This window comes from Demequina sediminis (genome assembly GCF_030296675.1).
Taxonomy (GTDB): Bacteria; Actinomycetota; Actinomycetes; order Actinomycetales; family Demequinaceae; genus Demequina; species Demequina sediminis.
This window is the reverse complement of the sequence record NZ_AP027736.1, coordinates 840,736-864,183: the sequence shown is the minus strand read 5'-3', so window position 1 is coordinate 864,183 and position 23,448 is coordinate 840,736. Positions and strand designations below refer to the sequence as shown.

Here is a 23,448-nt window from a genome sequence, read left to right as displayed (position 1 = left end):
CGCGCTCGAGGCCGTGCTCATGGTGGTCGACGAGCCCGTCCCCGCCGCGGAACTCGCGGTGGCCCTCGAGGTGCCCGAGTCCGTGGTGGCCGAGGCCCTGGCGGAACTGCGCGACGAGTACGCGGACCCCGACGCGCCGCGCGGCTTCGAGCTGCGCGAGGTCGACGGCGGATGGCGGCTGTATTCGTCGCGTCTCTACGCGGACGTCGTGGGCCGCTTCGTGGTCGACGGGCAGTCCGCGCGACTGTCCCAGGCCGCGCTCGAGACCCTGGCGGTGGTGGCCTATCGCCAGCCCGTCACCCGCGGACAGGTCTCGCAGATCCGCGGCGTGAACGTCGACTCCGTGATGAAGACGCTCGCGGCGCGCGGGCTCGTCACCGAGGTTGGGGAGACCGGCGGCGCGGTGCTGTACGGCACCTCGACCGAGTTCCTCGACCGCATGGGGCTGTCGTCTCTCGACGACCTCCCGCCGCTCGCTCCGTACCTGCCCGACCTCGCCGACATCGATGGAGAGAACCGCTGATGGAACTCGAGATTCACCGCCCCGAGGGCGTCAGGCTGCAGAAGGTGCTGGCCTCAGCGGGGGTGGGATCGCGCCGCAAGTGCGAGGACCTCATCGAGGCGGGCCGCGTGACCGTCAACGGCGAGGTGGTCGACCAGCTGGGCGTGCGCGTCAACCCCGACGAGGTCGTCATCGCGGTCGATGGCGCGCGCATCTCGGTGGACTCGTCGCACGTCACGGTGGTCCTCAACAAGCCGTTCGGCGTCGTGAGCACCATGAGCGACCCGCAGGGCCGTCCCGCCCTCGACCGCTACGTGAGCGGCTACGACGAGCGGCTCTTCCACGTGGGCCGCCTCGACGCGGAGACCACGGGCGTGCTGCTGCTCACCAACGACGGCGAGCTCGCGAACCGCCTCGCGCACCCCACCCACGGCGTGTCCAAGGTGTACGTCGCGAAGGTGCGCGGCCGCGTGTCGAAGCACCTGTGCACGCAGCTCAAGGCGGGCGTCGACCTCGACGACGGCCCGGTGCGCGCGACGTCGTGCACCGTGCTCGACCTCGCCGCGGACTCCTCGCTCGTGCAGGTCGAGCTGCACGAGGGGCGCAACCGCATCGTGCGCCGCATGCTCGACAAGGTGGGTCACCCCGTCCTCGAGCTGGTGCGCACCCAGTTCGGTCCCGTGCGGCTCGGCACGATGGCGCCCGGCGAGGTGCGCGAGCTCACCCCGACCGAGGTGGGCCGGCTCATGGACGCCGCGGGCATGTGACGCACGGGAGGGCATGTCCCTCCCGATACGATGGTCGCCATGACGATTCGTGCGATCCGTGGCGCCATCACCCTGGACCGCGACGAGCGCGACCACTTGCACGCCCGCACCACCGAACTGGTGGAGGCGATCATGCGGGAGAACGCGCTGACCACCGACGACCTCATCTCGGTGATCTTCACATGCACCCCCGACATCGTGAGCGACTTTCCCGCCGCCGCCGCGCGGAGCTGGGCTTCGGGGCCGTGCCACTCATGTGCGCACAGGAGATGGCCGTGCCCGGCGCGCTGCCGCGCGTGGTCCGCGTGATGATGCACGCGCAGGTCGACCGCCCCCGCGAGGAGATCTCGCACGTGTACCTGCGCGACGCCGTGAGCCTGCGCCGCGATCTCGCGCAGTAGGCCCCCATGGACACCACCACGCCGCGCACCCACATCGTTGGCGCCGGGCTGATCGGCGCGAGCCTGGGCATCGGCCTCGCGGCCGAGGGCTGGGACGTCACGATCGAGGACGCCGATCCCGACGCTCAGGCGCTCGCCCGCTCGATCGGCGCGGGGGCGACCTCGCGGGCGCGACCCCCGACCTCGTGATCGTCGCCGTGCCCCCGTCCGCCGCGGGCAGGGTGGTCGCCGACTCGCTCACCCGCTGGCCTACCGCGGTCGTCACGGACGTCGCGAGCGTCAAGGCGCCCATCGCCGAGGCCGCCGACGCGACCGGCGCGGGAGAGCGCTACGTGGGCTCTCATCCGATGGCGGGACGCGAGGTGTCGGGAGGTCTCGGCGCCCAGGGAGACCTGTTCAAGGCTCGGCCGTGGGTGATCTGCCCGAACGGCGCGACCGCCGCCGCCGTCGACGTCGTCACGCGCGTGCCCGCCGCGCTGCAATGCGACGTGGTGACGATGGAGGCGCATGCGCACGATGCCGCCGTCGCCAGGGTCTCGCACGCGCCGCAGGTCGCGGCCTCCGCCGTCGCCGCCGCGCTGGGAATCCTGGACGCCGACGATGTCTCCCTCGCGGGTCAGGGTCTGCGCGACGTGACGCGGATCGCGGCCTCGTCGCCTCACATGTGGGCCGACATCGCGCGGCTCAACCGCGCGCACCTCATCGAGACGCTCGACCACATCATCGACGACCTCGACGAGGTGAGGGAGGCGAGCGACATCGGCGAGGCCATCACCGACCTCATCGAGCGCGGCCGTTTCGAGGTCGCACGCATCCCCGGCAAGCACGGTGGCGCGAAGCGCGACTGGCTGCCCGTCACCGTCATCGTGCCCGACACCCCCGGACAGCTGTTGCGCCTGCTCGCGCACACCGCCGAGGAGGGCGTCAACGTCGAGGACATCGCCATCGAGCACTCGCCGCGTCAGCCGGTGGGTCTCACCACGCTCTATGTGTTGCCGTCGCGCGCCGCCCACCTGGCGGCCGCGCTCGAGCGCCACGGTTGGGAGATCGCAGCCTCATGACCGGAATTTCGATCGCCATCGACGGCCCCGCGGGGACCGGCAAGTCGACGGTCGCGCGCGAGGTCGCGCGCCGTCTGCGGCTCGCGTACTTCGACACGGGGGCGACGTACCGCGTGGGTACGTTGTGGTGCATGCGCGAGGGCGTCGACCTCTCGAACGAGTCGGACGTCGCGGCCATGGTCGAGACCATGAACGTCGCTCTCGTGCTCGATCCGCGCAACCCGCGCGTGATCCTCGAGGGCGAGGACGTGAGCTCGTTGATTCGTGCCGATTCGATCGCGCTGACGGTCTCCAAGGTCGCGACCAACCTCGAGGCGCGCGCGGCCCTGGGTCAGTGGCAGCGCGACGTCATCGCGTCGGAGCTCGAGGGCGGCTACTCCGAGGGCAGGGGAGTGGTGACCGAGGGCCGGGACATCACGACCGTGATCGCCCCCGATGCCGACGTCCGCATCCTCATGACCGCCGACGAGGAGGTGCGCGTCGCGCGCCGTGCCGGCGAGGGCGCCGATGTCGCGACCGTGCGCGAGGCCGTCCTGGGCCGTGACCGCAAGGACGCGACCGTGGTGGAGTTCCACACCGCCGCGGACGGCGTGGTGACGCTCGACACGACCGATCTCACGATCGAGGAGGCCGTCGACGCGGTGCTGACGCTCGTCGCGGCCGCCCGCGAGGACGAGTCCGAGTGAGCGGACGCGCCCCGTCGCGTTGGGGGCCGCGCTGGTCCCGCCACGTGGGCCGCTTCCTCGCCCACGTGCTGTGGCGCACCGAGGTGCGCGGGGCATCGTCCCTTCCCACTTCCGGGCCCGTCATCGTCGTGTGCAACCACGTGGGTCTCATCGACGGACCGGTCCTGCACGGCGCGATCCCGCGCGGCTCGCATTTCTTGATTCGCTCCGGCATGATGACGGGCGCGCTGGGGGTGTTCCTGCGGGCCGCACAGCAGATTGCGGTCGAGGGGTCGGGACGCGAGGCACTCGCCAGGGGACTGGCCGTGTTGCGCCGCGGCGACGTCGTGGGCGTCTTCCCCGAGGGCACCCGCGGGGGAGGGACGGCCGATGCCGTGCACGGCGGGGCGGCCTGGCTCGCCCTGCAGTCGGGGGCACCCGTGGTGCCCACGGCGATCGTGGGCACGCGGCACACGGGCGAGTCGGTGAACGTGTGGCCGCGGCCGGGCCGGCGCATCCTCGTGAGCTTCGGCACGCCGATCGTTCTCACCCCTCCGGCGGAGCTGCGGGGCGGCCGCGCCAAGCAATCCTGGGCGGCCGCACAGCTCGCGGAGGCGCTCCGCACCCAGGTGACCCGTACCCTGGAGACCACAGACCTCGAGCTTCCGCTCGACGACCCGCGCCGTGATGGGCGCGCAGAACAGGACGTTTCATGAACGACGAGCTCCCCGCGCCGCACGAGTCGGACGCGCCCGAGACGCTCGACGAGATCCGCGAGGCCGCGCTGCGCGCGGGCCTCGAGGCCTACGAGCTGACCGACGAGGACCTCGCCGAGCTCGCCGGCGAGCCCGAGCCGGAGACCGAGGAGGCGCTGCCCGTCCTCGCGATCGTGGGCCGGCCCAACGTGGGCAAGTCGACGCTGGTCAACCGCATCATCGGCAAGCGGCTCGCGGTGGTCGAGGACAAGCCCGGCGTGACCCGCGACCGTGTCGCCTATCGCGCCGAGTGGGCGGGACGCGACTTCACGCTGCTCGACACGGGCGGCTGGGAGAAGAACGTCACGGGAATCGACCTGTCCGTCGCGCAGGCCGCCGAGACCGCGATCGAGATGGCCGACGCCGTTCTCTTCGTGGTCGACGCCATGGTGGGGCCGACCGCGACCGACGAGCAGGTGGTCCGGCTGTTGCGCAAGGCGGAGAAGCCCGTCGTGCTCGCGGCGAACAAGGTCGACGGTCCGCAGGGCGAGCTCGAGGCGGCCGCGCTGTGGAACCTGGGGCTCGGCGAGCCTCACCCCGTGTCCGCGCTGCACGGCCGCGGCACGGGCGACCTGCTCGACGCCGCGATGGCGGTGCTCCCCACCGAGATGCACCAGGTCGAGGTCGACGAGCACGCGCCGCGCCGGATCGCGCTGGTGGGCCGTCCCAACGTAGGCAAGTCCTCGCTGCTCAATAAGTTGGCTGGCACCGAGCGGGTGGTGGTCAACGAGATGGCCGGCACCACGCGCGACCCGGTCGACGAGCAGGTCGAGATCGGCGGCCGCCCCTGGACGCTCGTGGACACCGCCGGCATCCGGCGCCGCGTCCACATGTCCAAGGGCGCCGACTTCTACGCTTCGCTGCGCACGCAGACCGCGATCGAGCGCGCCGAGATCGGCCTGGTGCTCCTCGACGCCTCAGTGCCGCTGACCGAGCAGGACACGCGCGTCATCTCGCAGGTGGTCGACGCGGGCCGCGCGATCGTGTTCGTGTTCAACAAGTGGGACCTGGTGGGCGAGGACGAGCGCTTCATGCTCGAACGTTCGATCGAGCAGGACCTGGTGCAGCACACGTGGGTGCCGCGCGTGAACCTGTCCGCGCTCACCGGCTGGCACACCAACCGCCTGCTGCCCGCGATCGACCTCGCGCTGTCGAGCTGGGACCAGCGCGTGTCGACGGGACGGCTCAACTCGTTCCTGGGCGAACTGGTCGCGGAGCACCCGCACCCCGTGCGCGGCGGCAAGCAGCCCAAGATCCTGTTCGCGACCCAGGCCGCGACGCGCCCGCCGCGCTTCGTGATCTTCGCCTCGGGCTTCCTCGAGCCGCAGTACCGCCGCTTCATCGAGCGGCGCCTGCGCGAGGCGTTCGGCTTCGAGGGCACGCCGATCCAGATCTCGGTGCGCGTGCGCGAGAAGCGCGGACCCAAGCGCAAGTAGCGAGGAGACGCGGCGTCACATCTGTGTGGCGTCGTCGTCTCCCCGCGCGAAGGCGATCTCGACCAGGCGGGCCAGCACGTCGCGGTCGATCTGGTCGAGGCGCTTGACGTAGACGCAGCCCGCACCGGTCGTGTGCGGGCCGAGGTTCGCGAGCTCGCCCTCGCCCTCGGGCGTGTCCTTGAGCCCGTAGAACGTGAGCTGCGCCTTGCGCGGCGAGAATCCGACCTTCATCCAGTCGCCCTCGCGGCCGCTCGCGTAGCGGTAGTGCAGCGTTCCCCAGCCGATGATGGAGGGTCCCCACATCACGGGCGGCGCCCCCGTCACCTCGCCGATGAGGCGCACCACCTCCTCGCCCTCGGAACGGCGCCGCGCGGGCTCCACGGTGGCGAGGAAGGCCTCGACGGGGACGCTCGTGGGCTCGGTGACGGCCATGGGCTCAGGATGCCTCAGTCGTGCGCTGAGCGCACGACGATTGCGGCGCGCTCACCACAGCCCGCGCGCGGTGAGCACGTCGCGCAGCACGTCAGCGCGGTCGGAGACGATCCCGTCGACGCCGGCATCGAGCAGCGCCTCCATCTCGGGGGCGGTGTTGACGGTCCACACGTGCACCGCGACGCCTGCGGCGTGCGCGATCCGCACGTGCCGCGCGGTGAGCACCGGAACGACGCCCACGCGCCACGGGATCTGCAGCGCGTCGACCGTGCGCAGCGAGCGCAGCGTCCCCAGCCCGAGCGCGCCGCCCAGGAAGAAGCGCGCGGCCTCGGACGTGCCCGCGCTGGTCGCCACGGGCCTGCTGAGCCGCGCGACGGTCGCGTCGCGACGCGCACCGGAGAACGAGGCCACGCACACACGATCGTGAGCGCCGGTGCGCTCGATGGCCTCGGCGATCGGGACGATTCCGGACTCGCCCTTGACGTCGATGTTCACGCGCAGCTCCGGCCACGTGCCCAGGATGTCCTCGAGCAGGGGGACGGGCTCGACGCCGCCGATCCTGGCGCCCTTGACGCGCTCCCACGGCAGCTCCGCGACCTCGCCGGTGCCGTCCGTGGTGCGATCCAGAGACGAGTCGTGCAGCGCGACCGCGACGCCGTCCGCGGTGCCGTGGGCGTCGGTCTCGACGTGCGTGAAGCCCAGGTCCACGGCCGCCTGGAAGGCCGTCATCGAGTTCTCGAGACCGTCGAGCGAGAAGCCTCGGTGCGCGAGGGCCGTCACGCGAGGCGCGAAGTAGGGATGCGAGGGACCGGGGAGCGTCATGGAATCACCTTGGGGAGCCAGGCGCGCACGGCGTCGAGGTACGCGGCGCGGGGGACGGGGGAGGACAGCGAGAGCTCGTGGACGCCTCCCGTGATGACGGACTCGTCGACGCGCGCACCCAGTCGGTGGGCGTGACGCGCGATCGCGCGGACGTCCACCACCGTGTCCTGCGCGTCGAGGAGGGGGTTGTCGAGCACGTCCGGTCCCGTCGAGTGGGAGCGGGCCACCAGCACGGGAGCCTCAATCGCCAGCCCGCGCGCGACGCGTGACTGCGCCCGGCGCACCGCGGCGAGCCACGCCGCGCGGATCGGTACCCCCAGCGGCGTCTTCCAGTCCGTGTCGAAGTCCCAGCGTCCGCCGTTCGCGCTCAGCAGGTGGTGTGCGTACGCGGACTCGTGCCGCGCGACCACGGCGTACGGGCGCGCCCGAGCGAGGGCGGGCACCGAGTAGGAGGCCGCCCGCTGGCGGCGCGTGGTGAGGGCGGCGAAGAACGGGCTGTCGAGGACGAGTCCCGCGAGCGCGGGGGACGGGCGGTCGTGCGCCCAGATGGCGGCGGCCAGGCCGCCGTTTGAGTGCGCGTGGACGATGACGGGGAGGCCGGGATGCAGTCGCGCCACCTCCGCGACGGCCGCGTCGATGTCGTCTCCGAGTTCCGCGATGTCCGCGATGAAGTGGGGGACGTCGCCGGCGCGGAGGGACCGGCCGGCGCGGCGCATGTCGACCGCGTAGAACGCGAGGCCCTCCTCCGCGAAGAAGCCCGCGAGGTGGTCCTGGAAGAAGTAGTCGTTGTAGCCGTGCACGTGCAGCACCGCGGCGCGCGGCTGCGAGGGTGCGGGACCCCGCACGAGCGTCGCCGCCCCGACGGGTCGCGAGGCGTACCCGGCCAGGGCATCGTCCCTCCACCCGGTGAGCGTTTCCATGACCCGATGCTCCCATCTTCTGGGTCCGAGTTCAGGGTCCGTTCGCGTGTTGATTTCCCACAGTTCACGCGGGACGGGCACGCTGGGCGCATGACAACCGAAGCGACGGCGCCGTCGCACTCGTTCGAGACACTGCCCCGACGCTCGCGATGGGGCCGGGTGACCGCGTGGGCGATGTGGGACTGGGCGACGCAGCCGTTCAATTCCGTGATTATCACGTTCGTCTTCACGGCGCTCTACCTGACCTCGGAGTCCTTCATCGATCCCGAGATCGCGGCGCTGGGAGAGGACCACCCGGCGTATGAGCTCGCGCTGTCGAGCCTCGCGGGAGGGCTCGGCACGGGCCTCACGGTGGCGGGCATCCTGGTCGCGCTGCTCGCTCCGGTGCTGGGCCAGCGGGCGGACACCTCGGGCAAGCGCAAGGCGTGGCTCGGGGAGCGACGGCGCTGCTGGTGGCGTGCATGGTGGGGTTGTTCTTCGTGGAGGCCTCGCCCGCGTTCTTCGCGCTCGGCGTGGGGCTCATCGCGCTGGGCAGCGTGTTCTCCGAGATCGCCGGCGTGAACTACAACGCGCTCATCACGCAGGTCAGCACTCCCGCGACCGTGGGCCGCGTCTCGGGCCTCGGATGGGGACTGGGCTACGTGGGCGGGATCGTGGCGCTCGTGATCGTCGTCATCGCCGACGGCGCCGACTGGTGGGGCATGGACACGTCGAACGGCATGGCGTACCGCCTTATCGCGCTCGGATGCGCCCTGTGGGCCGTGGTGTTCGCGTGGCCGCTGTTCCGCTACGTGCCAGAGGCGCCCGCCGCGGGGCGCGAACCCGTGTCGCTCCTTGCGGGGTACGCGCGGTTGTGGAGCGACCTCATGGGCCTGTGGAGGGACGCGCGCTCGACGCTGTGGTTCCTGCTCGCGAGCGCGATCTACCGCGACGGCCTCGCTGGCGTGTTCACGTTTGGCGCGATCATCGCCGCCGTGGCGTTCGGCTTCGAGCCCACTGAGGTCATCATCTTCGGCATCGCCGCGAACCTTGTCGCGGGCGTCGCGACGCTGTTCGCCGGCATGGTCGACGACCGGATCGGACCGCGCCGGCTCATCCTCATCTCGCTCACGGGCATGGTGATCGCGGGGCTCGCGGTGGCATTCCTCCACGAGGCGGGAGCGATGGTGTTCTGGGTGGGCGGACTGGTGCTGTGCCTCTTCGTGGGGCCCGTGCAGGCGGCATCCAGGTCGCTGCTCGCGCGCGTCAGCCCACCCGGCAGGGAGGGCGAGATCTTCGGGCTCTACGCGACCACCGGCCGCGCGGTGTCCTTCCTCGCGCCCGCGCTGTGGACGCTCGCGATCGCGCTCACGGGTGCGACCATCTGGGGCGTGGTGGGGATCATCACCGTGGTGGCGTTGGGTCTCGTCGCGATGCTGTTCGTCAAGGTGCCCACCGGGTAGTCGCCGGGGGCCTGAGTCAGTCGGGCTCGAGTCAGTCGGACTCGAGTCAGTCGGACTCGATGGGGCCCGTGCCGCGCGCGTTATAGACGGTCGCCGCCGAGTCGCCATAGGCGCGGTACACGGCGAGTGCCTCCTCGCGCAGCACGTCCTGGGTGACCTCGATGCCGCGCGCCTCGAACTGAGCGGCCCAGTCGGCGACCATGGGGCCCTCGTCGAAGCGCGTGAGGCGCTCGAGCTCGGGTCCGTCGCCCGCGACCACGAGGTGCTTGACGCCCGACCACAGGGTCGCGCCGTAGCACTGCACGCACGGGCGCCAGTTGACCACGAGCGCGAGGTCGCGCTCCGCCCCGAGGTCCCACGTGCCCAGGCGGGTCTGCGCGAGGCCGAGCGCCATGACCTCCGCGTGCCCCGAACTCACGCCGGTGCCGAGCACCACGTTGACGCCTACCGACACGAGCTCGCCGGTGCCCGCGTCGACCACGATCGCCGCGAACGGTCCGCCGCCGCCCTCGCGCCAGTTGCGGTCCGCGAGGCGGTGCACCAGTGCCATCTGCTCCTCATGGGTGTCGAGGTGGGAGGGTAGCGCGGGTATGTCCGCGACCAGCCACTGCGGCAGGGACAGGGTGACGGTGGTGGCGAGGCCGGTGGCCATGGGTTCTCCGGGGGCTGGGGGACGGGCTTGGGGGACGATCGGTTGACGACAGGCGTGACGGACGATGCCTAGCGTCCGCCGGTGATGATTTCCTCCCAGGTGAGGGGCCTGGAGGGGGAGGTTCCGGGTGGTCGTCGTGCGTGCTGTCTGCTGCGTCCTGAGTGTCCGTGTGGTCGTGGAGCCACGTGGCGTCCGCGGCGGCGGGCGGCTCGGCGACGGCGATAGGGGACGTGTGCGGAGCGGGTTCGGGTGCGGGGAGCGGCTCGGGTTCCGGCTCCAACTCGGGCTCTGGCTCGAGCGTGGGGACGAACGGCCTGGACTGTGCCGCGACAACCGGCTCGACGATGGGCTCCGCGATCGGCATGAGGAAGGGCTGCGTGGCCTCGGGGTCGAACTCGGCGTGGAACCCGGCCCGGGCATCGTCCTCCTGCGGTGCCGGGGGAGCGACGGCGGTGACGGTGGAGGACTCTTCCTCGAGCACCGCGACCGTCGCCTCGACCACGACGCGGAGGGCCTCGGCGATCACCTCGGCCGGCAGCGCGGGCCCGCCGAGTGCCATCTCGGGGCTCGCGGGCACGTGGATGAGGCCGCTCGGGACCTGCCACTGCGCGAGCTCGCGCTGCAGCGAGTAGAAGACGTGGTTGGCGACATCGGTGGTCGGGGAGAGGGACAGGCGCGCGGGTATCGAGCGCGCGTGCAGTGCGTCGAGGATCTCGCGGGTGGGCAGGGTGGTCCACAGGCCGGCCTCGGCGCCGGGGACCACCGGGACGTCGACGGGACGGTTGCCCGCGGCATCGGGCGCGTCCGCGTGGTCGAGGTTGACCGCAAGACGTTCGATGGTGATCTCCGCCGAGCCCGGCCGCGAGGCGACCAGGATCACGGCGTCGGGCAGGTGGCGCGCGATCGAGGCGCGAAGCCTGCGCGGCGCCTCCTCGAATGCGGGGACCAGCCCTCGCGCGATCAGCGCACCGTCGCCGTGCCAAGTCTGCGCGAGGATGTGGACGGAGTCGGCGGCTGAGTCGGCTGCCATGCCGGGCCGTGGTTCGAATCCGGTGATGAGGACGCGTGCCATGAATCGAGCATACGGGCGCCGCGTGTCCGTTTCATGTGCCGGGTGTGACGGACGCGTGTCCCGCCGCGTGTGGCCAGGCGCGACGCGCCGAATTGCGCCGGATGGTGCAAGGCACCCCCGATTGTCCGGTAGCATTATCTGGCTGTCACGGGCTGTGGCGCAGCTTGGTAGCGCACTTGACTGGGGGTCAAGGGGTCGCAGGTTCAAATCCTGTCAGCCCGACGTGACGAAGGGCCGTTCTTCCTGGTAAATGCCGGGAAGGGCGGCCCTTTCTCGTCGCCCTCTTCGCGGCGGGCAGGGACGGTTGCGGCCACCCCGCAACGCAAGGTCATTTCGCTGACACACAGGTGCACGAAAGCGTCCAGGAACGAGCACTCGTGTGTCAGCGAGCGCGGCGCCGCAGGGTGATGACGCCGACGGTGTCGACGGTGTCGTGGCGCACTCGCCAGAACTTGCCGAGTAGACCGACGCGGGGTGCGTTCTTGGGCACTGCTTCGTAGGTCTCGGCGGGGGTGCGGCGGTCGTTGGCGCGGTGCGGCCGTTCGTGGTTGTAGACGTGTTGGAAGGCGCGCAACAGGGCTTGCAGGGCGTCCAGGGTGGTGGCGTCGGTTCGCGCGGTGAGCCAACGTTTGAGGGTCTGGTGGAAGCGTTCGATCTTGCCTTGGGTCTGGGGGTGGCCGGGGCGGCCGTTCCTCTGTTCGATGCCGAGGGAGTCGATCAGGTGCTCGAAGTGGCCCTGGCCGCCGTGGTGGCCCGCGAGTCTGGTCGTGTAGATCCGGCCATTGTCGGTCAGCGTCGATGCTGGTAGGCCATGGTTTCGGCCAGCGCTGAGGAAGGTGTCGGTGACGGTGCGGACGGTCACGGTGCGGTGGACGGTGATGTGCAGGAGGAACTGTGAGTGGTCGTCGAGCCAGGAGATGATCTCGACTTTGGTGCCGTCGCCGAGTTGCCAGTGGGTCATGTCGGACTGCCAACAGGCGTTCGGGGCGGCGGCTTGGAAGCGTTGCCAGCTGGAGCGGGGTCGCTTGTGGGGCTCCGGCGTGACTCGGTCCGCAGCGCGCAGGATCCGGTAGATCGTGGATGTCGCGGGTGGGGTAATGTCGGCGCGGGTGAGGCGGTCGCGGATCGACTCCGCACCGGCGTCCAGTCCCCCGCTGACGAGTTGATCCCGTAGCGCGACGACCCGGGCACGCATGTCGTCAGGGATCCGCCCGGCGGGAGCATGCGCGGCGTGTGAACGCGGCTCGAGCGCTTCGAGTCCGCCGGCTCTATAGCGGGTCAGGAGGCGGTGGATCCACTGGCGGGTCACACCGAAGCGGCGGGCCGCTTTTGCGACAGACAGGCTGCCCTCGACGATTGCCAGCACGATGACCCGGTTCTTGTCCCCATCCGCCATGGCCCATCGTCAAACTGCCAGGGGTGTAAACGATGCCCCGACACAGGTGTAAACGATCCATGGGCTGCTTCGCTGATTTCGGACAGCGGAGTTGGTGGTTTCTCTTACGCTGCCAGGGCTGGCTGTCGGTAACTGTAGTGGACCTCGTCGGGGCGCTGGTAGCCGAGTGCGGAGTGGCGTCGGCGGCTGTTGTAGAACCCCTCGATGTAGGCGATGACGTCGCGTCGTGCGTGTGCTTTCGTCGGGTAGACGGTGCGATGAACGCGTTCGTTCTTCAACGCTGAGAAGAACGACTCGGCCATCGCGTTATCCCAGCACACGCCTGTGCGTCCCATCGAGGAACGCATGCCCAGGTCCTTGACCAACGTCCGGTATGCGGTCGAGGTGTAGACGCTGCCGCGGTCCGAGTGGAAGATCGCGTCTGGCTCGACTCGTGTGGTCTGGGCGGCGTTGCGTAGTGCGTGTTCGACGAGCTCGGTACGCATGTGATCGGCGATCGACCACCCGACGACCTTCTTCGAGTAGCAGTCGATGACCGTGGCCAGATAGATGAAGCCCTGCCAGGTATGGATGTAGGTGATATCACCGACGAACTTTTGCCCAGGACCATCGGCAGTGAAGTCCCGCTTCACCAGATCGGGCATGAGCGCGGCCGCTTCCGCGTCCGCCTCGGTCGTGACCCGGAATGGACGGGGCTGGCAGGGCACCAGGTGCTCGTGGCGCATGATCTGACGCACCAACTCCGGCGAGCACTGCACACCCTCGGCGACGAGGTCAGCGTGAATACGCCGATACCCGTAGGTGCCATCAGAGGCCGCGAAGAAGTGATGCACCCGCCCGGTGAGCAATTCCCGGCGCGCAGCGGTCGCCGACTGGGGACGCCCCAGCCAGTCGTAGAACCCCGACGTCGACACCGCCAACCACCGGCACATCTTCCACACCGGGTCCGTCGTAGTCGGGTCGTTCCTGAGGGAATCGATGTACTCGTACTTGCCCACTACCGCTGTTCCCTCGCGAAGTAGGCGGTGGCTTTTTTCAAGAACGCGGTCTCCGCCCGAAGCTCCTGATTCTCACGCTCGAGTTCCTTCAGCCGTGCCCTCTCGGACACCGTCAACTCGGTCTCGGCTCCCCCGTGCGTGTCGCGGTACTTCACCAGCCAGTTACGCAACGTCTCGGGACCCACACCGTACGCCTCAGCGACTTCCCGGATCGGCTTCGAGGTCGAGATCACCTCCTGGCACAACTCGTCCTTGAACTCCTGGCTGAAACGCCGTCGTGATGCAGTCATCCTGCAGATCTCTCTTTCAGTAGCACCCTCAGTTTAAGAGGGCCCACCGTCCGAAATCCCTAGGCCGCCCACCACTGACATCGGACACTGTCAGCCCGACGTGTAGCAGACGGGAAGGTCCTGGAAACCTAAGGGTTTCCAGGACCTTTCTGTTTCGTGGGACTTGGTCCGGGTGTCAGGCGCTCATCACTTTGGACTAGTGGCCGCGCCTCCCGGCGGCCGCGCTGCTGCAGGCCCGCGATGGTGGCGGTCGGTTTCGGTAGTCCTGGGTGCGCGCTCTGCGCATATGCGGCATGAGCGCCGAAAACCGCACCGTGGACAACGACTAGGGCCTGGAGCCGCTGCTCGATGTAAGCGAGCTGGCCGCGAACCCGGGGCGTTCCGGTCTCCACCGTGTACGACTGGCGGACTCGGGGCGTCGGGCCGCGCGGCTACCCCTTCGGCAAGCGCCTGAAGTTCTCGGTGTCGGACGTGCGCCTCTGGGTCGAGCACCAGCGCGATGCGTCTCCTGCGGAGGGGCGGTGACACCGTGGCGCGCGCGCGGCTGACCATCGGTACCTTCGGCGACATCGCCCACTTCGAGGCGCCCCGTGGGCGTGTGGTCGCGCGGACCCGCTACCGCGACTGGGACGGCAAGAATCGTCTCGTGCAGACGACTGCCAAGACGCATAGCCAGGCGGAGCAGGCGTTGAAGGCCAGGCTCGCCAACCGGAGCCTGTTTCAGCCCGCCAGCTCGGTCCTTCCGCCCGACAGTCCCCTTCCGGACCTGGTGGCTCACTGGCTCGAGGATCTCGCGCTCGAGGAGCGGACTTCGAAGCGCACCTTGGAGCTGTACGAGTGGGACATGCGCAGACTGTCCTGCCGGTGTTCGAGGGCCTCACGTTGCGGGAGATCGGCGTCGCCCGTTGCGACCAGTACCTCAAGGTTCTCGCGAACCGGAGTTTCAGTCGCGCCAAGCATGTCCGGGTGGAACTCCGGCTCGCGCTCGAGCTGGCCGTGCGGCACGTGGTGCTGCCACGCAATCCGATGGCGCACGTCTCACCGCTGCGGAGCCCTGCATCGATGCCGAATGCGCTCACGGCCACCGAGGTGAACGCGGTGCGCGCGGCGGTCGCCTCCTGGGAGATGGGTGGCTCGTGCTCAGGGCCCCGGCCGGACGGGCAGCTCGGCGCGATCATTGAGTTGATGCTCGGTGCCTCCGCGCGCGTCGGCGAGGTCCTGGCCATCCGTCGCCGCGATGTCGACGTCACGAGCACGACGCGGTCGATCCGCATCGCCGGGACCATCGTCAGTCTCCATGGTGAGCCGACGAAGCGGCAGGACCACCCGAAGACGGTGAAGTCGGTGAGGACCGTGGCGATCCCGTCGTTGACTGCCGAGGCGGTACGGCGCCGGCTGGCGCGATTGTAGGACCACTCGCTCGACGCGCTGCTGTTCTGCACGCGTGACGGGACGCCGTTGACCACCAACAACGTGCGCTGGCAGTTCCGGATGGTTCTCGAACGTGCGGGCATCACGGGAGTCATGCCGCACATGTGCCGACGGACCGTCGCGACCGCGATCAATGACGAGGGTGGCGTGGAGCTAGCGGCGGAGCTGCTCGGGTACACGGACCCGAGAATCACGATATAGCCCTACATCAAGCCGCCCGAGATGGTGAATCCGGCGACGGCGGCGATGCTCGACCGGGTATTCGCGAAGGACGAGTAATTGCCGACGCGCCGGGGCCGTCACGCCGTCAGGGTCGGGGGAGCGGGCTGGGTGGCCATCTCCTCGGGCGTGGCCGACGGCTCCTGCCTGGTGCGACGCGCGCGTTCGACGGTGTAGCTCGTGCGGGCGACGTCCTGTCCGATCCTCGTGGCGATGAACTCCTCCGTGTCGGTCTGGACGCCGTCACTGCCGACGCGGGTGAACCTGCGGATGCGTCCCTCGGCGATGAACCGATCGCCCTTGGCGAGGTGCTCGGCGGCTCGCTCTGCGGTGCGGCCGAAGACGATCAGGTCATGGAACGTCGGCTCGAGCGGGGTGAACGAGCCGCCTTCGCCGCGGTGGAAGTGCTCTTGGCCGACGCGGACGTAGAGGCGCGCGTCGCTCCGCTCGGTGGTCGTGAGGGCCGGCTCGCTCACGATGAATCCGGACAGTGATGTGCGGGTGCGGAACATGACGCCGCCCTCCTTCATGATCGTCGGCGTCGTGGTGACGCCTGTACCGGTCAGGTGCGCGACTAAGGCCCGGAGACGTCGTGCCGCAGGTGCACGCGTCCGCCGCGTCGACGGTTTGCGCCGCACCCCGTCAGCGCGTCGGCCCAAAGGCAGGGTCGATCGTCAGACCCGGCCTCTAAGGTGACGTTCATGACTGGGGAACCGAATGAAGCTTCACATGCATGGCAGGGAAAGCTGACGCTGGGAGACGTCCTTGCCAGCGCCGGAATCGACCTCGCAGACGTGCTCGTGATCAGGCACACCTTCAAGGCCGAGGGCCTGGCGTCTCCGAACGACGCGACGGCTGAAGCCGTGATCGCCTACACGCGCCGCCAGGGCGCCGGCGGTGGCAAGTTCCCCAAGAATCCGCCGCGCTGGTGGCTTGTGTTCCTCGCCGACGGCGGGCATCGGACCCGCTTCTACGGTGCGTACGAGAACCTGGGCGAATCCGTCGAGGAGCGCAACGCGATCGACCGCTTCTACAACCTCGTGAAGTCGGACCTGCTCGCCAAGCTCGATCGACGGCTTGTGGTCGAGTGGTCCCAGGACTTCATCAACTGGGTCAAACCCGGGGTCTCGGCATCGTCCTTCCCCGTGGTGGAGATCTCCGACCCCGACGCGGTTCCGTTTCCCGGGTTCGACCGCGTCGCGGTCACCTACGCAGAGCTCCAGGACGTCGTGAACGACGCTCGATACGACTCATGGCGCACGGCACTCGGGGCAGTGCAGGGGATCTATTTGATCGCCGATCGGAGCACCGGGAAGCTCTACGTCGGCAAGGCCGATGGCTCTCAGCGGATCCTGGGTCGGTGGCGGCAGTACGCGGACTCGGGACATGGCGGCAACGTCGCCTTGCGCGACGCGCTCGGCGTCGACCCGGAACGGGCGCAGCACTTCACCTGGAGCCTGCTGCGGGTGTTCGGATCGAACACCACCCCCGACGAGGTCGACGCCGCCGAGTCGCATTTCAAGGAGACGTTGTTGACTCGCAAGTACGGCTTCAACCGCAACTGAAGTGTCCCAACGCCGCGCAGCGTATTCAGTGGCTCGCGCCCCGCGCCCTGGATTTCTTGAACCCTTTGGAGCCTGATCGTGAGCATTGGCGAGTTGTTCGATCCCGAGCCGCAGCAGTGGGGCCTCCGCGGTGATCCAATGCTGTGGCGTGAGCTCAAGTCCGTACTCGCGGGTCAACCTCTTCCCCCGATCTCGAAGCGTTGGCGACGATCATCGAAGAGGCCGCAAGCGAACTCGTCGGTGCTCCGCTTCTCGGTCAGCCCGATGACCGAAAGGTCGAGCGCTTCGTGCAGGAGTCCGGTATGAGCACCGGATGGGTCAGCGCAGACTGGTGGAACGGTGATGGGATGCGCCTTCTGCGCGAGCGATTCGCATCTCGCACCGGTGCCGCAGGAACTGGCCCGTAGGTCTGCAGAGGCCTACGCCGCCGCGATCGCGGCGATGAGCGCGTCTTCCCGAGCGCGGCGCCCCGCGACGTCGGCGTCGACGAAGGCGGCGAAGTCTGCGTCGCGGTCCGCGATGACGACTTCAGTCGCTAACTCTCGGAGTGGCGCGCCGGGCCATGCGGCTACGCGGGTTGGGCGGTCGCGATCGAGTTTCGTTCCGCAGTCGGCTGTCCAGTTCCTCAGGCGGACGGACGCGTCGTGGAAGTCGCGATGCCATCCCAGAGGTGCGGACCCGTGCTGCTGCGGGTCGTACGCGCACAACCAGTGAAGGTGCAACGCGGACAGTTCCCAGACGAGGTCCCAGTGCCTGTGCCAGAACGGCGGCAACGTCGTGGGCCCGAGCCCGTATGTGTCGCGCAGCCACTTCACCCACCCGTCCAGCTCGTTCCACTCGAAGCGCGCGTTGGTGGACGTGAGAAGGTTCCAGTTCAATGGACGCGGCGGTTCCATCGCCGACTCGTCAGCGCGCGAGTGCGGGTCCCCACCCGCCACGAGATCGGGCTCGTCTTCGAGCGGTACCTGGAAGTCGTCCTCGCGCGTCACCGTAAGCTCCTCACAGGCTGACCGGTCGCACCGCCGCCGCCGGCGCCGGGGCAGCGGGCTCGACGGCCTTGATGCGGCGACGTTCGCGATCAACGGCGTATGCGGTTCGCGCGGAGTCGTGACCGAGTCGCTTGGCGACGAACTCCTCACCTGCGAGGGTCTGCTTGTCGCGCTCGAACGTGAAGTTCCGAACGTAGCCCTCGGCGACAAACGCGTCGCCCTTGGCGAACATCTGGAACGCACGCTCGGCTGTGCGGCGGAACATCACCAAGTCGTGGAATGTCGTCTCGCCCTGGGTAAATGACCCGTCGGTGTTGCGCTCGAAGTGCTCCTGGGCGACGCGCACGTAGAACCTCGCCTCGCCCTTGGAGTTGAACGAGAGCTGCGGGTCGGACGCGATGAACCCCGACAAGGACTCCTGCGTCTTGATCGCCATGGCGTGCTCCTGCCTGTCAGGCGGCCGAGCCGGCCGCGCGCTACAGCACAGGTGCACTCGGCGTCCCCGGCGGAGTGGGACTGCGCAACCATGCATCGGTGGGCGGCTCTTCCACAGAGCTGGTGCTTCCTCCGATCGTTCACCCGAACGGGGAATCTGTGCGAGCGCGACGCTAGAAGCTCCGTTCCGTGACGACCGTCTAGCCCACTACTTCGGCGTCGCGTCTTTGGTCGGTCCCTGAAGCGGAGACCGCAGAACTAGCAAGCCCCTGTGGCTCGTTCGCGCAAACGGCGTGCCTGGCGGTCGCTGTAACGAGGACAGACACTCGTCGCCCTGTGCATCAAATCTCAGAGGCCAAGCACTTCTTTCTTCTTCGCCTCGAACTCCTCCGCGGTGAGGATGCCTGCGTCGACCAGGTCCTTCAGCTTCTTGACCATCTCGATCTGTTCGTCAAGTGACATCCGTGGCGTCGACGCCGTAGGTGTTGCCGCCGGCGCCTGCGGCGCAGCGGTCATCGGGTTGATGGCCTGAGCGAGGTTCATGCCGAGGAGCATTCCGCCGCCGTCGCCGAACCCGTGGTCCTCGATGCCCTGGGCGACCTTCTGCTGTGCCGAGACGTTGGAGGCGTGCTGCGAGACTCCTTCGTACGCCGAGAGGTTCATCTTGTTGGTGGAGAACCGCTTGACCAACTCGCGCGACTCGGGGAGAACTCGATGCTCTCGATGCCGACCTGAACGACGTCGAGCCCATAGCGCGTAATCCAAGAGCCCAAGGTGGAGTTGTCGTCCGCGATGAGCTCTGCGATTGCCGTGGACTGTGAAGGGAGCTCGGAGATCCGGTAGGTCGCCGAGAGGGAGTTCACGGCGGCGATGAACGCCTGGATGAACTCCGAAGCGATCTGTTGCCGTGCCTCGATGCTGTCGAAGGCGTAGTGCCGTGCGTTCGCCGGGAGGAAGTTCCGTACGAAAGCAACTGGGTCCACCACGCGCAGCGAGAATGTCCCGAAGGCGAGGAGTTCCAGGTCGGTCCCATAGAACTTGTCGTGGTACACCACAGGCCCACGCGTGCCGAACTTCAGTCCTCGGATCTCCCGTAGATTGACGAATACGAGATACTTCTGATCTGAGGTTTGGCCTCCATAGCCGATTCGACTGGCGGCCTGCTTCAAGAGGAAGCCGACAGCCCGTCGCGGTTGAAGATGCTCGCCTGGCCTGACCGATACTCGTAGCCACCGGGTTCCGTGATGATGTCCTCGATGCCGGCCTGGCTGAAGACGAACGCTGCCGTGTTCTCGGGGACGAAGAATTTCGAACCGTTGGAGATCACGTCGGCAGAGCCGTTGAAGTTCACGCCGCGGCCGTTGTTGGACCGTTGGTAGATCCCGGGGGCGACGACGGTGTGCTCGCTGAACTGGCCGGCGGTGATGATGTCCTTCCACTGGTCAGCGAACGTGCCTTGTACGGCACCGGTGAAAGCTTGGATGATTCCCACGTCTACCCCTCTATCGCGCGTGAACACGTGCTACGTCGGGTTGTGGCGCGCTCGTGCCGAGATGGCTCGGGAGTTCGCTCACAGAAATGCTGCAACAGTTGCCTCGCTTCCCGACGAGAGGCCCGAGCCTGACGTCAGCGTCATCGAACAGGGCCATAGCCCCCGGTTCCACGTTGCACTCGGCCGCCATGCCGTCCTCGCTCCCTCAGCGCCTGCACGTAGCCCAAATCATAGGGGCCCCATGGAGCGCCATTCGGGACTCCGTTGCTTAATCTATGCACCTCGTGCACATGGTGAGAGCCGTTCCTGAGACGAGGCTGTGCCGCAGCCGACTGTCGAGAGTTGCATTTGGCCTGGTCCGCAGGTGGGCCTCGATGCGCGGTTCTGAAGTCGCGCTCTAGCCCGATGTCTCAGCGGCGTCGCGCGGCGCCTTGAGGGGTCCTCGTCTCGTACCAACTGTGCACTTGCCTGGCGAGCACGGGACCGCGGTCAGCCGCACCGATACGTGACCTGCGTCCGCGACGATCATGGCTAGGGGTCCTCCGTGCTCCTGGCTTTGCGCGCCGCCGGGCCGCCACGGACTCCCGGTCGGGTGTTGGTGCGGCAGGTCGGTGGTCGGAGAGCGCCCCATCGCGCGGCCAATGTGCGAGCGCCTTGGGGCTGTGGACCGGTAGTCCGCCGCCTGTGAGATCCACTGCCACACCGCGGGTGTTCTCGTTAGCCGAGTATCGCCCGTGGTCTCGCTCGGCGGGGCGGTGGTGCGTATGCGCAGCGCGGGCTCGGTGGCTACCTGGACTTCGCGGTTCGATTGGCCTTGGGCATCCAGTCGGGTCGGATTGTGAAGATGTGTTCGAGGTACTCCGGCGGATTGGGTGTCGCCCGGTACCACTCGGGGGCACGACCGCGGGCGCTGCGCTGGTAGGCCGTGGTCCCCGACACGATCGCCGCGGCCATCGCGGCCGGCGCTGCGAGAAGCGGTGCCGGGATGGCCAGTGTGCCGAGGCTCAGCCCGACGCCGCCGCCGACGAGCTTCTTGGCTGCGCCCTTGCCGGCCAAGTCGTTGAATGAGGCGTCGCGCTCTGCCTTGACCGCCTGGGTGTCCTTGACCACGGTTGCGATGCTGTCGCGGTTGCGTCCAACGGCGAAGTCCTTGAAGCTGCCCCAGTCGAGTGGCCCCCAGAGTGCCTCATACATCTCGTGCATCTGACTGATCGTGAAGTACTTCGGCAGTAGGGATACGACTGCAGGGGTTTCCTCGAGAGCCTGCCGCCAGTAGTCGCGAACGGAGTCTCGAACCTCGCTGGCCAGCTCGGCCGCGACCTCGCCCCAAGCGAGATTCACCCACGAAGCCTCTTCGGTGGGGATCTCGGGCACCGACACGGGCCAGGCGACCGTGTACACGAGCTGGACGGGCGAGGCGGGGTCGGTCGTTTCGATGAAGCCGACGTGGTCGACCTTTGCCGTTCGCGGCATGCTCTGGCCGAGGAGCTCCCGGTAGGCGGCCTGTGCCAGATCAGTGGCGACGCTCCGCGGCGTCGCCTCGGATGCAACTGGGCCGCGGAGCCAATCCCCGTCGCGCACGTGAGCGAGGAGAGCGGCGCGACCGGGGGTGACGACGCCGTCCAACCAGTTCGGCGGCTCAGGTGACTCGAAGTACCCCGCGACGGGGACGACGAGCACTTCGAGACGATTCTCGATTTTCATGTTGACACCCCTCCAGCACGGTGTTACTTTTTCGGCATCGCCAGAAAATAAGTGATCTGACAATGCGGTACCAGCCAAGAGTAGCACTCGCTTCGACTGGGCCGGAAGGAAAAAGCCTCGTATGAGGCGTCAAGAGGATACCTGCCATGACCGTCACCGCCGCCACTCCGAACTTCGAGTTCAACCGCGCCAATGAGAACCTCGTCCAGAAGCTGCTGGGCAAGATGAGCCGCGAGTTCCTCACCCTGTTCCGCCTGGCCAAGGCCGTCCACAACAAGGACTACGCCCTCGCCACGCCGCAGATCGCCGCCCTCCTCGGCGGGCTCGGCTACGTCGTGTCGCCCATCGACCTGGTCCCTGATCTGCTTCCGTTCGGGCTGACCGACGACGCCGCCGTCGTCACGGGAGTCGTGGCCGTGCTCGGCAGCGAGCTCGTCGCATTCCGCGAGTGGGAGCGCGCCAACCACGACGGAAAGTACAAGGGCTAGACGACAGGCCCGCGAGGCCAATCGCGGGCGCATCGCACAACACTGGGGGAACCAACGCCATGACCGTCACCACCGCCACGACGCCGACCAACACATCGCTCCTGCTCAAGGCGCTCGACCGGGCCCTCACCGCCCAGCAGCCGCTAGCGGCGGCACACGTCGCCCTCATGCGCCGCCGTCGACCCGACGCGACTCCCGGGCAGGTCATCGCCTCACTCGAGCGCCAGTACATCTCGTCACTGTCGGCCAGCGGCGCCGCCGTCGGCGCCACCGCCGCCGTCCCCGGCGTCGGCACTGCGACCGCAGTCGCACTCACCGCCGGCGAAACGCTCACCGCCATCGAACAAGGCGTGCTCCTCGCGCTCGCGATCGCCGAAGTCCACGACATCCGTATCGACGACATCGAACGCCGCCGCACTCTCGTCCTGGCGATGATGCTAGGCGAGAGCGGACCCAAGCTGGTCCAAAAGATGGCTGGCCGCACCGGCGCCCACCTGGGTCGCAAGGTGACCAACTCGATCCCGATCGAGACCATCCGCGCCATCAACAAGGTCCTCGGCCACAACTTCGTGACCCGCTACGGCACCAAGCAGGGCATCGTCGTCATCGGCCGCATCGCACCCTCGGGATCGGCGCCGCGATCGGCGGAGCTGGCAACGGCCTCATGGCCTGGGGAGTCACCAAGGGAGCCCGTGCCGCCTTCGGTCCCGCCCCTCGCGCCTGGATTCGCGCCACACCCGCACCCAGCCGGGCGACCGCCTCAGGCTTCGCGATGGCCGTCGTCTAGGCGCCGCTCGCCAGCCCCACGCGCCGCCGACTCACACCACTGTCGGTCGCGGCGCGCACCGCCTCTGAACGAAGCTGGACGACCCCGCGACTGAAAGGAAGGGCCACGCCATGCAAATCCACGTCACCGCCGATGAACTGCGGTCCCTGGCACGAGCGCAGAACAAAGACATCCTCGATCTCCGCGCCAACTCGCATGACCAACTCGAGATCGAGATCGACAACGAGATTACCGAGGTGCTCGGCCGACCCCTGCGGGCTCGGGCCGTCGCCACCATCCGCGACCATCGCATCGACAACGGAACCTGGCGCGCCACCGTCGCCGTCGCACACACCAGCGGAATCCCGGTTCCTACCCCGATCATCAACGGCAAGATCCAAGACAAGCTCCGAGACCTGCCACTGCCCGACGGCACCCTCGTCCTCACCCCCAAGAACGCCCTCGACTTCACCCTCGAGATCGACCTCGGCACTTGCCTGCGCTCGAGCCTCGGCCTTGAGGGCAGGGTGTCCTCCGTGAAGTTCGGACCTACGACCACGATCGAGATCGAGGTCAACGTCCCCGCGCGCCGCCGCAAAGCGCGGTCAGATAGCGAGCGGTCAGGCGCGGCAACGACGGTCTCCGCGTAGCGATCGCGGCGGAGAGCCGGCGTCGCCCGCACGGCCCGGCCTCCGCATCGACCGGACGTTCGCAGGTCCGCGATCCACTGTCCAGGTGTCAGCGCGGT

29 protein-coding genes, 1 tRNA gene and 1 pseudogene are annotated in these 23,448 nt (G+C 68.6%); 17 read left to right on the top strand and 14 right to left on the bottom strand.

What is annotated here, in order from left to right:
• The first annotated feature begins 19 nt into the window (after window positions 1-19).
• The 8 genes and pseudogenes from scpB (at window position 20) to der (ending at window position 5,587) form a co-directional block, all read left to right on the top strand.
• Window positions 20-523, top strand: a complete 504-nt coding sequence (gene scpB / locus QUE44_RS04465; RefSeq protein WP_286216671.1) for an SMC-Scp complex subunit ScpB — start codon at window positions 20-22, stop codon at window positions 521-523.
• Window positions 523-1,269 carry a pseudouridine synthase gene (locus tag QUE44_RS04460; protein WP_286216096.1) on the top strand — a complete coding sequence of 249 codons (747 nt, stop codon included), beginning with the start codon at window positions 523-525 and terminating at the stop codon, window positions 1,267-1,269. Before scpB ends, QUE44_RS04460 begins: the two co-directional genes overlap by 1 nt.
• Window positions 1,270-1,299: 30 nt before the next feature.
• A pseudogene (gene aroH / locus QUE44_RS04455) lies at window positions 1,300-1,670 on the top strand (chorismate mutase).
• 6 nt (window positions 1,671-1,676) lie between these two features.
• Window positions 1,677-1,859 carry a hypothetical protein gene (locus QUE44_RS04445; RefSeq protein WP_286216093.1) on the top strand — a complete coding sequence of 61 codons (183 nt, stop codon included), beginning with the start codon at window positions 1,677-1,679 and terminating at the stop codon, window positions 1,857-1,859.
• The gene (locus tag QUE44_RS04440) at window positions 1,856-2,731 is read left to right on the top strand and encodes a prephenate dehydrogenase/arogenate dehydrogenase family protein (protein WP_286216092.1); all 876 of its coding nucleotides are present in this window, start codon (window positions 1,856-1,858) and stop codon (window positions 2,729-2,731) included. Before QUE44_RS04445 ends, QUE44_RS04440 begins: the two co-directional genes overlap by 4 nt.
• The gene (cmk, locus tag QUE44_RS04435; RefSeq protein WP_286216091.1) at window positions 2,728-3,417 is read left to right on the top strand and encodes a (d)CMP kinase; all 690 of its coding nucleotides are present in this window, start codon (window positions 2,728-2,730) and stop codon (window positions 3,415-3,417) included. Before QUE44_RS04440 ends, cmk begins: the two co-directional genes overlap by 4 nt.
• On the top strand, window positions 3,414-4,112 hold the full coding sequence (locus tag QUE44_RS04430; RefSeq protein WP_286216090.1) for a lysophospholipid acyltransferase family protein: 699 nt from the start codon (window positions 3,414-3,416) through the stop codon (window positions 4,110-4,112). Before cmk ends, QUE44_RS04430 begins: the two co-directional genes overlap by 4 nt.
• On the top strand, window positions 4,109-5,587 hold the full coding sequence (gene der / locus QUE44_RS04425) for a ribosome biogenesis GTPase Der (RefSeq protein WP_286216089.1): 1,479 nt from the start codon (window positions 4,109-4,111) through the stop codon (window positions 5,585-5,587). The genes QUE44_RS04430 and der overlap by 4 nt, the downstream gene beginning before the upstream one ends.
• A 15-nt stretch (window positions 5,588-5,602) precedes the next feature.
• Here the strand turns inward: der and QUE44_RS04420 are convergent, their stop codons facing one another.
• The 3 genes from QUE44_RS04420 to QUE44_RS04410 are packed head-to-tail and all read right to left on the bottom strand — an operon-like array spanning window position 5,603 to window position 7,761.
• Window positions 5,603-6,019 carry a DUF1801 domain-containing protein gene (locus QUE44_RS04420; protein WP_286216088.1) on the bottom strand — a complete coding sequence of 139 codons (417 nt, stop codon included), beginning with the start codon at window positions 6,017-6,019 and terminating at the stop codon, window positions 5,603-5,605.
• Window positions 6,020-6,070: 51 nt separating this feature from the next.
• Entirely contained in the window at window positions 6,071-6,841 is a 771-nt protein-coding gene (locus tag QUE44_RS04415; protein ID WP_286216087.1) for a glycerophosphodiester phosphodiesterase family protein, read from the bottom strand.
• Window positions 6,838-7,761, bottom strand: a complete 924-nt coding sequence (locus tag QUE44_RS04410) for an alpha/beta hydrolase (protein WP_286216086.1) — start codon at window positions 7,759-7,761, stop codon at window positions 6,838-6,840. Before QUE44_RS04410 ends, QUE44_RS04415 begins: the two co-directional genes overlap by 4 nt.
• Before the next feature lie 90 nt (window positions 7,762-7,851).
• Between QUE44_RS04410 and QUE44_RS13980 the strand changes: the two genes are divergently transcribed.
• Both QUE44_RS13980 and QUE44_RS04405 read left to right on the top strand, forming a co-directional pair.
• Window positions 7,852-8,322, top strand: coding sequence for a hypothetical protein (locus tag QUE44_RS13980; RefSeq protein WP_350226892.1), 471 nt, complete (start codon window positions 7,852-7,854; stop codon window positions 8,320-8,322).
• Complete coding sequence (locus tag QUE44_RS04405) at window positions 8,214-9,203, top strand: MFS transporter (protein WP_350226891.1); 990 nt, start codon at window positions 8,214-8,216, stop codon at window positions 9,201-9,203. Before QUE44_RS13980 ends, QUE44_RS04405 begins: the two co-directional genes overlap by 109 nt.
• Window positions 9,204-9,249: 46 nt before the next feature.
• Here QUE44_RS04405 and QUE44_RS04400 read toward each other — a convergent pair whose 3' ends face one another.
• Both QUE44_RS04400 and QUE44_RS04395 read right to left on the bottom strand, forming a co-directional pair.
• Window positions 9,250-9,753: a nucleoside deaminase gene (locus tag QUE44_RS04400; protein WP_286216084.1), complete on the bottom strand. Its 504-nt coding sequence runs from the start codon at window positions 9,751-9,753 to the stop codon at window positions 9,250-9,252.
• 7 nt (window positions 9,754-9,760) lie between these two features.
• Window positions 9,761-10,927, bottom strand: coding sequence for a pyroglutamyl-peptidase I (locus QUE44_RS04395; RefSeq protein ID WP_286216082.1), 1,167 nt, complete (start codon window positions 10,925-10,927; stop codon window positions 9,761-9,763).
• A 148-nt stretch (window positions 10,928-11,075) separates the two neighbouring features.
• Here QUE44_RS04395 and QUE44_RS04390 point away from each other — a divergent pair.
• Window positions 11,076-11,149 (top strand) — tRNA-Pro (locus QUE44_RS04390).
• A gap of 160 nt (window positions 11,150-11,309) precedes the next feature.
• On the opposite strand, the gene QUE44_RS04385 is transcribed toward QUE44_RS04390, so the two are convergent.
• Window positions 11,310-12,323 (bottom strand): IS481 family transposase, encoded by a 1,014-nt coding sequence (locus QUE44_RS04385; RefSeq protein ID WP_286216081.1) that lies wholly within the window; start codon window positions 12,321-12,323, stop codon window positions 11,310-11,312.
• Between the two features lie 104 nt (window positions 12,324-12,427).
• Window positions 12,428-13,611, bottom strand: a protein-coding gene (locus QUE44_RS04380) for an IS3 family transposase (RefSeq protein ID WP_286216080.1) whose coding sequence is annotated in 2 segments (ribosomal slippage) — window positions 12,428-13,350 and window positions 13,350-13,611 — 1,185 coding nt in all. Because the reading frame shifts where the segments join, the coding sequence is not laid out codon by codon here.
• Window positions 13,612-14,448: 837 nt separating this feature from the next.
• Here QUE44_RS04380 and QUE44_RS04375 point away from each other — a divergent pair.
• Together QUE44_RS04375 and QUE44_RS04370 are read left to right on the top strand one after the other, a co-directional pair.
• Window positions 14,449-15,021, top strand: coding sequence for a site-specific integrase (locus QUE44_RS04375; RefSeq protein ID WP_286216079.1), 573 nt, complete (start codon window positions 14,449-14,451; stop codon window positions 15,019-15,021).
• A 48-nt stretch (window positions 15,022-15,069) separates the two neighbouring features.
• Complete coding sequence (locus QUE44_RS04370; RefSeq protein ID WP_286216078.1) at window positions 15,070-15,243, top strand: hypothetical protein; 174 nt, start codon at window positions 15,070-15,072, stop codon at window positions 15,241-15,243.
• A 98-nt stretch (window positions 15,244-15,341) separates the two neighbouring features.
• On the opposite strand, the gene QUE44_RS04365 is transcribed toward QUE44_RS04370, so the two are convergent.
• Complete coding sequence (locus QUE44_RS04365) at window positions 15,342-15,773, bottom strand: single-stranded DNA-binding protein (RefSeq protein WP_286216077.1); 432 nt, start codon at window positions 15,771-15,773, stop codon at window positions 15,342-15,344.
• A 189-nt stretch (window positions 15,774-15,962) separates the two neighbouring features.
• Between QUE44_RS04365 and QUE44_RS04360 the strand changes: the two genes are divergently transcribed.
• Entirely contained in the window at window positions 15,963-16,826 is an 864-nt protein-coding gene (locus QUE44_RS04360; protein WP_286216076.1) for a GIY-YIG nuclease family protein, read from the top strand.
• Between the two features lie 419 nt (window positions 16,827-17,245).
• Here QUE44_RS04360 and QUE44_RS04355 read toward each other — a convergent pair whose 3' ends face one another.
• The 6 genes from QUE44_RS04355 to QUE44_RS04330 form a co-directional block, all read right to left on the bottom strand.
• Window positions 17,246-17,815: a hypothetical protein gene (locus QUE44_RS04355; RefSeq protein WP_425558046.1), complete on the bottom strand. Its 570-nt coding sequence runs from the start codon at window positions 17,813-17,815 to the stop codon at window positions 17,246-17,248.
• A 10-nt stretch (window positions 17,816-17,825) separates the two neighbouring features.
• A complete protein-coding gene (locus QUE44_RS04350; protein WP_286216075.1) occupies window positions 17,826-18,251 on the bottom strand; it encodes a single-stranded DNA-binding protein in 426 nt (141 codons plus the stop codon).
• A gap of 347 nt (window positions 18,252-18,598) precedes the next feature.
• On the bottom strand, window positions 18,599-18,940 hold the full coding sequence (locus QUE44_RS04345; RefSeq protein WP_286216074.1) for an SHOCT domain-containing protein: 342 nt from the start codon (window positions 18,938-18,940) through the stop codon (window positions 18,599-18,601).
• Window positions 18,910-19,419, bottom strand: coding sequence for an SPFH domain-containing protein (locus QUE44_RS04340; RefSeq protein WP_286216073.1), 510 nt, complete (start codon window positions 19,417-19,419; stop codon window positions 18,910-18,912). The genes QUE44_RS04345 and QUE44_RS04340 overlap by 31 nt, the downstream gene beginning before the upstream one ends.
• Window positions 19,416-19,742, bottom strand: coding sequence for an SPFH domain-containing protein (locus QUE44_RS04335; RefSeq protein WP_286216072.1), 327 nt, complete (start codon window positions 19,740-19,742; stop codon window positions 19,416-19,418). Before QUE44_RS04335 ends, QUE44_RS04340 begins: the two co-directional genes overlap by 4 nt.
• A gap of 786 nt (window positions 19,743-20,528) precedes the next feature.
• A complete protein-coding gene (locus tag QUE44_RS04330; RefSeq protein ID WP_286216071.1) occupies window positions 20,529-21,446 on the bottom strand; it encodes a hypothetical protein in 918 nt (305 codons plus the stop codon).
• Window positions 21,447-21,592: 146 nt separating this feature from the next.
• On the opposite strand from QUE44_RS04330, the gene QUE44_RS04325 reads away from it, so the two are divergent.
• From QUE44_RS04325 to QUE44_RS04315, 3 genes are read left to right on the top strand one after another with little or no spacing between them, the layout of a single operon-like run.
• The gene (locus tag QUE44_RS04325; RefSeq protein ID WP_286216070.1) at window positions 21,593-21,934 is read left to right on the top strand and encodes a YkvA family protein; all 342 of its coding nucleotides are present in this window, start codon (window positions 21,593-21,595) and stop codon (window positions 21,932-21,934) included.
• A 59-nt stretch (window positions 21,935-21,993) separates the two neighbouring features.
• Window positions 21,994-22,815: a hypothetical protein gene (locus QUE44_RS04320; protein ID WP_286216069.1), complete on the top strand. Its 822-nt coding sequence runs from the start codon at window positions 21,994-21,996 to the stop codon at window positions 22,813-22,815.
• Window positions 22,816-22,831: 16 nt separating this feature from the next.
• Window positions 22,832-23,350, top strand: a complete 519-nt coding sequence (locus tag QUE44_RS04315) for a hypothetical protein (protein WP_286216068.1) — start codon at window positions 22,832-22,834, stop codon at window positions 23,348-23,350.
• Window positions 23,351-23,448 lie beyond the last annotated feature (98 nt).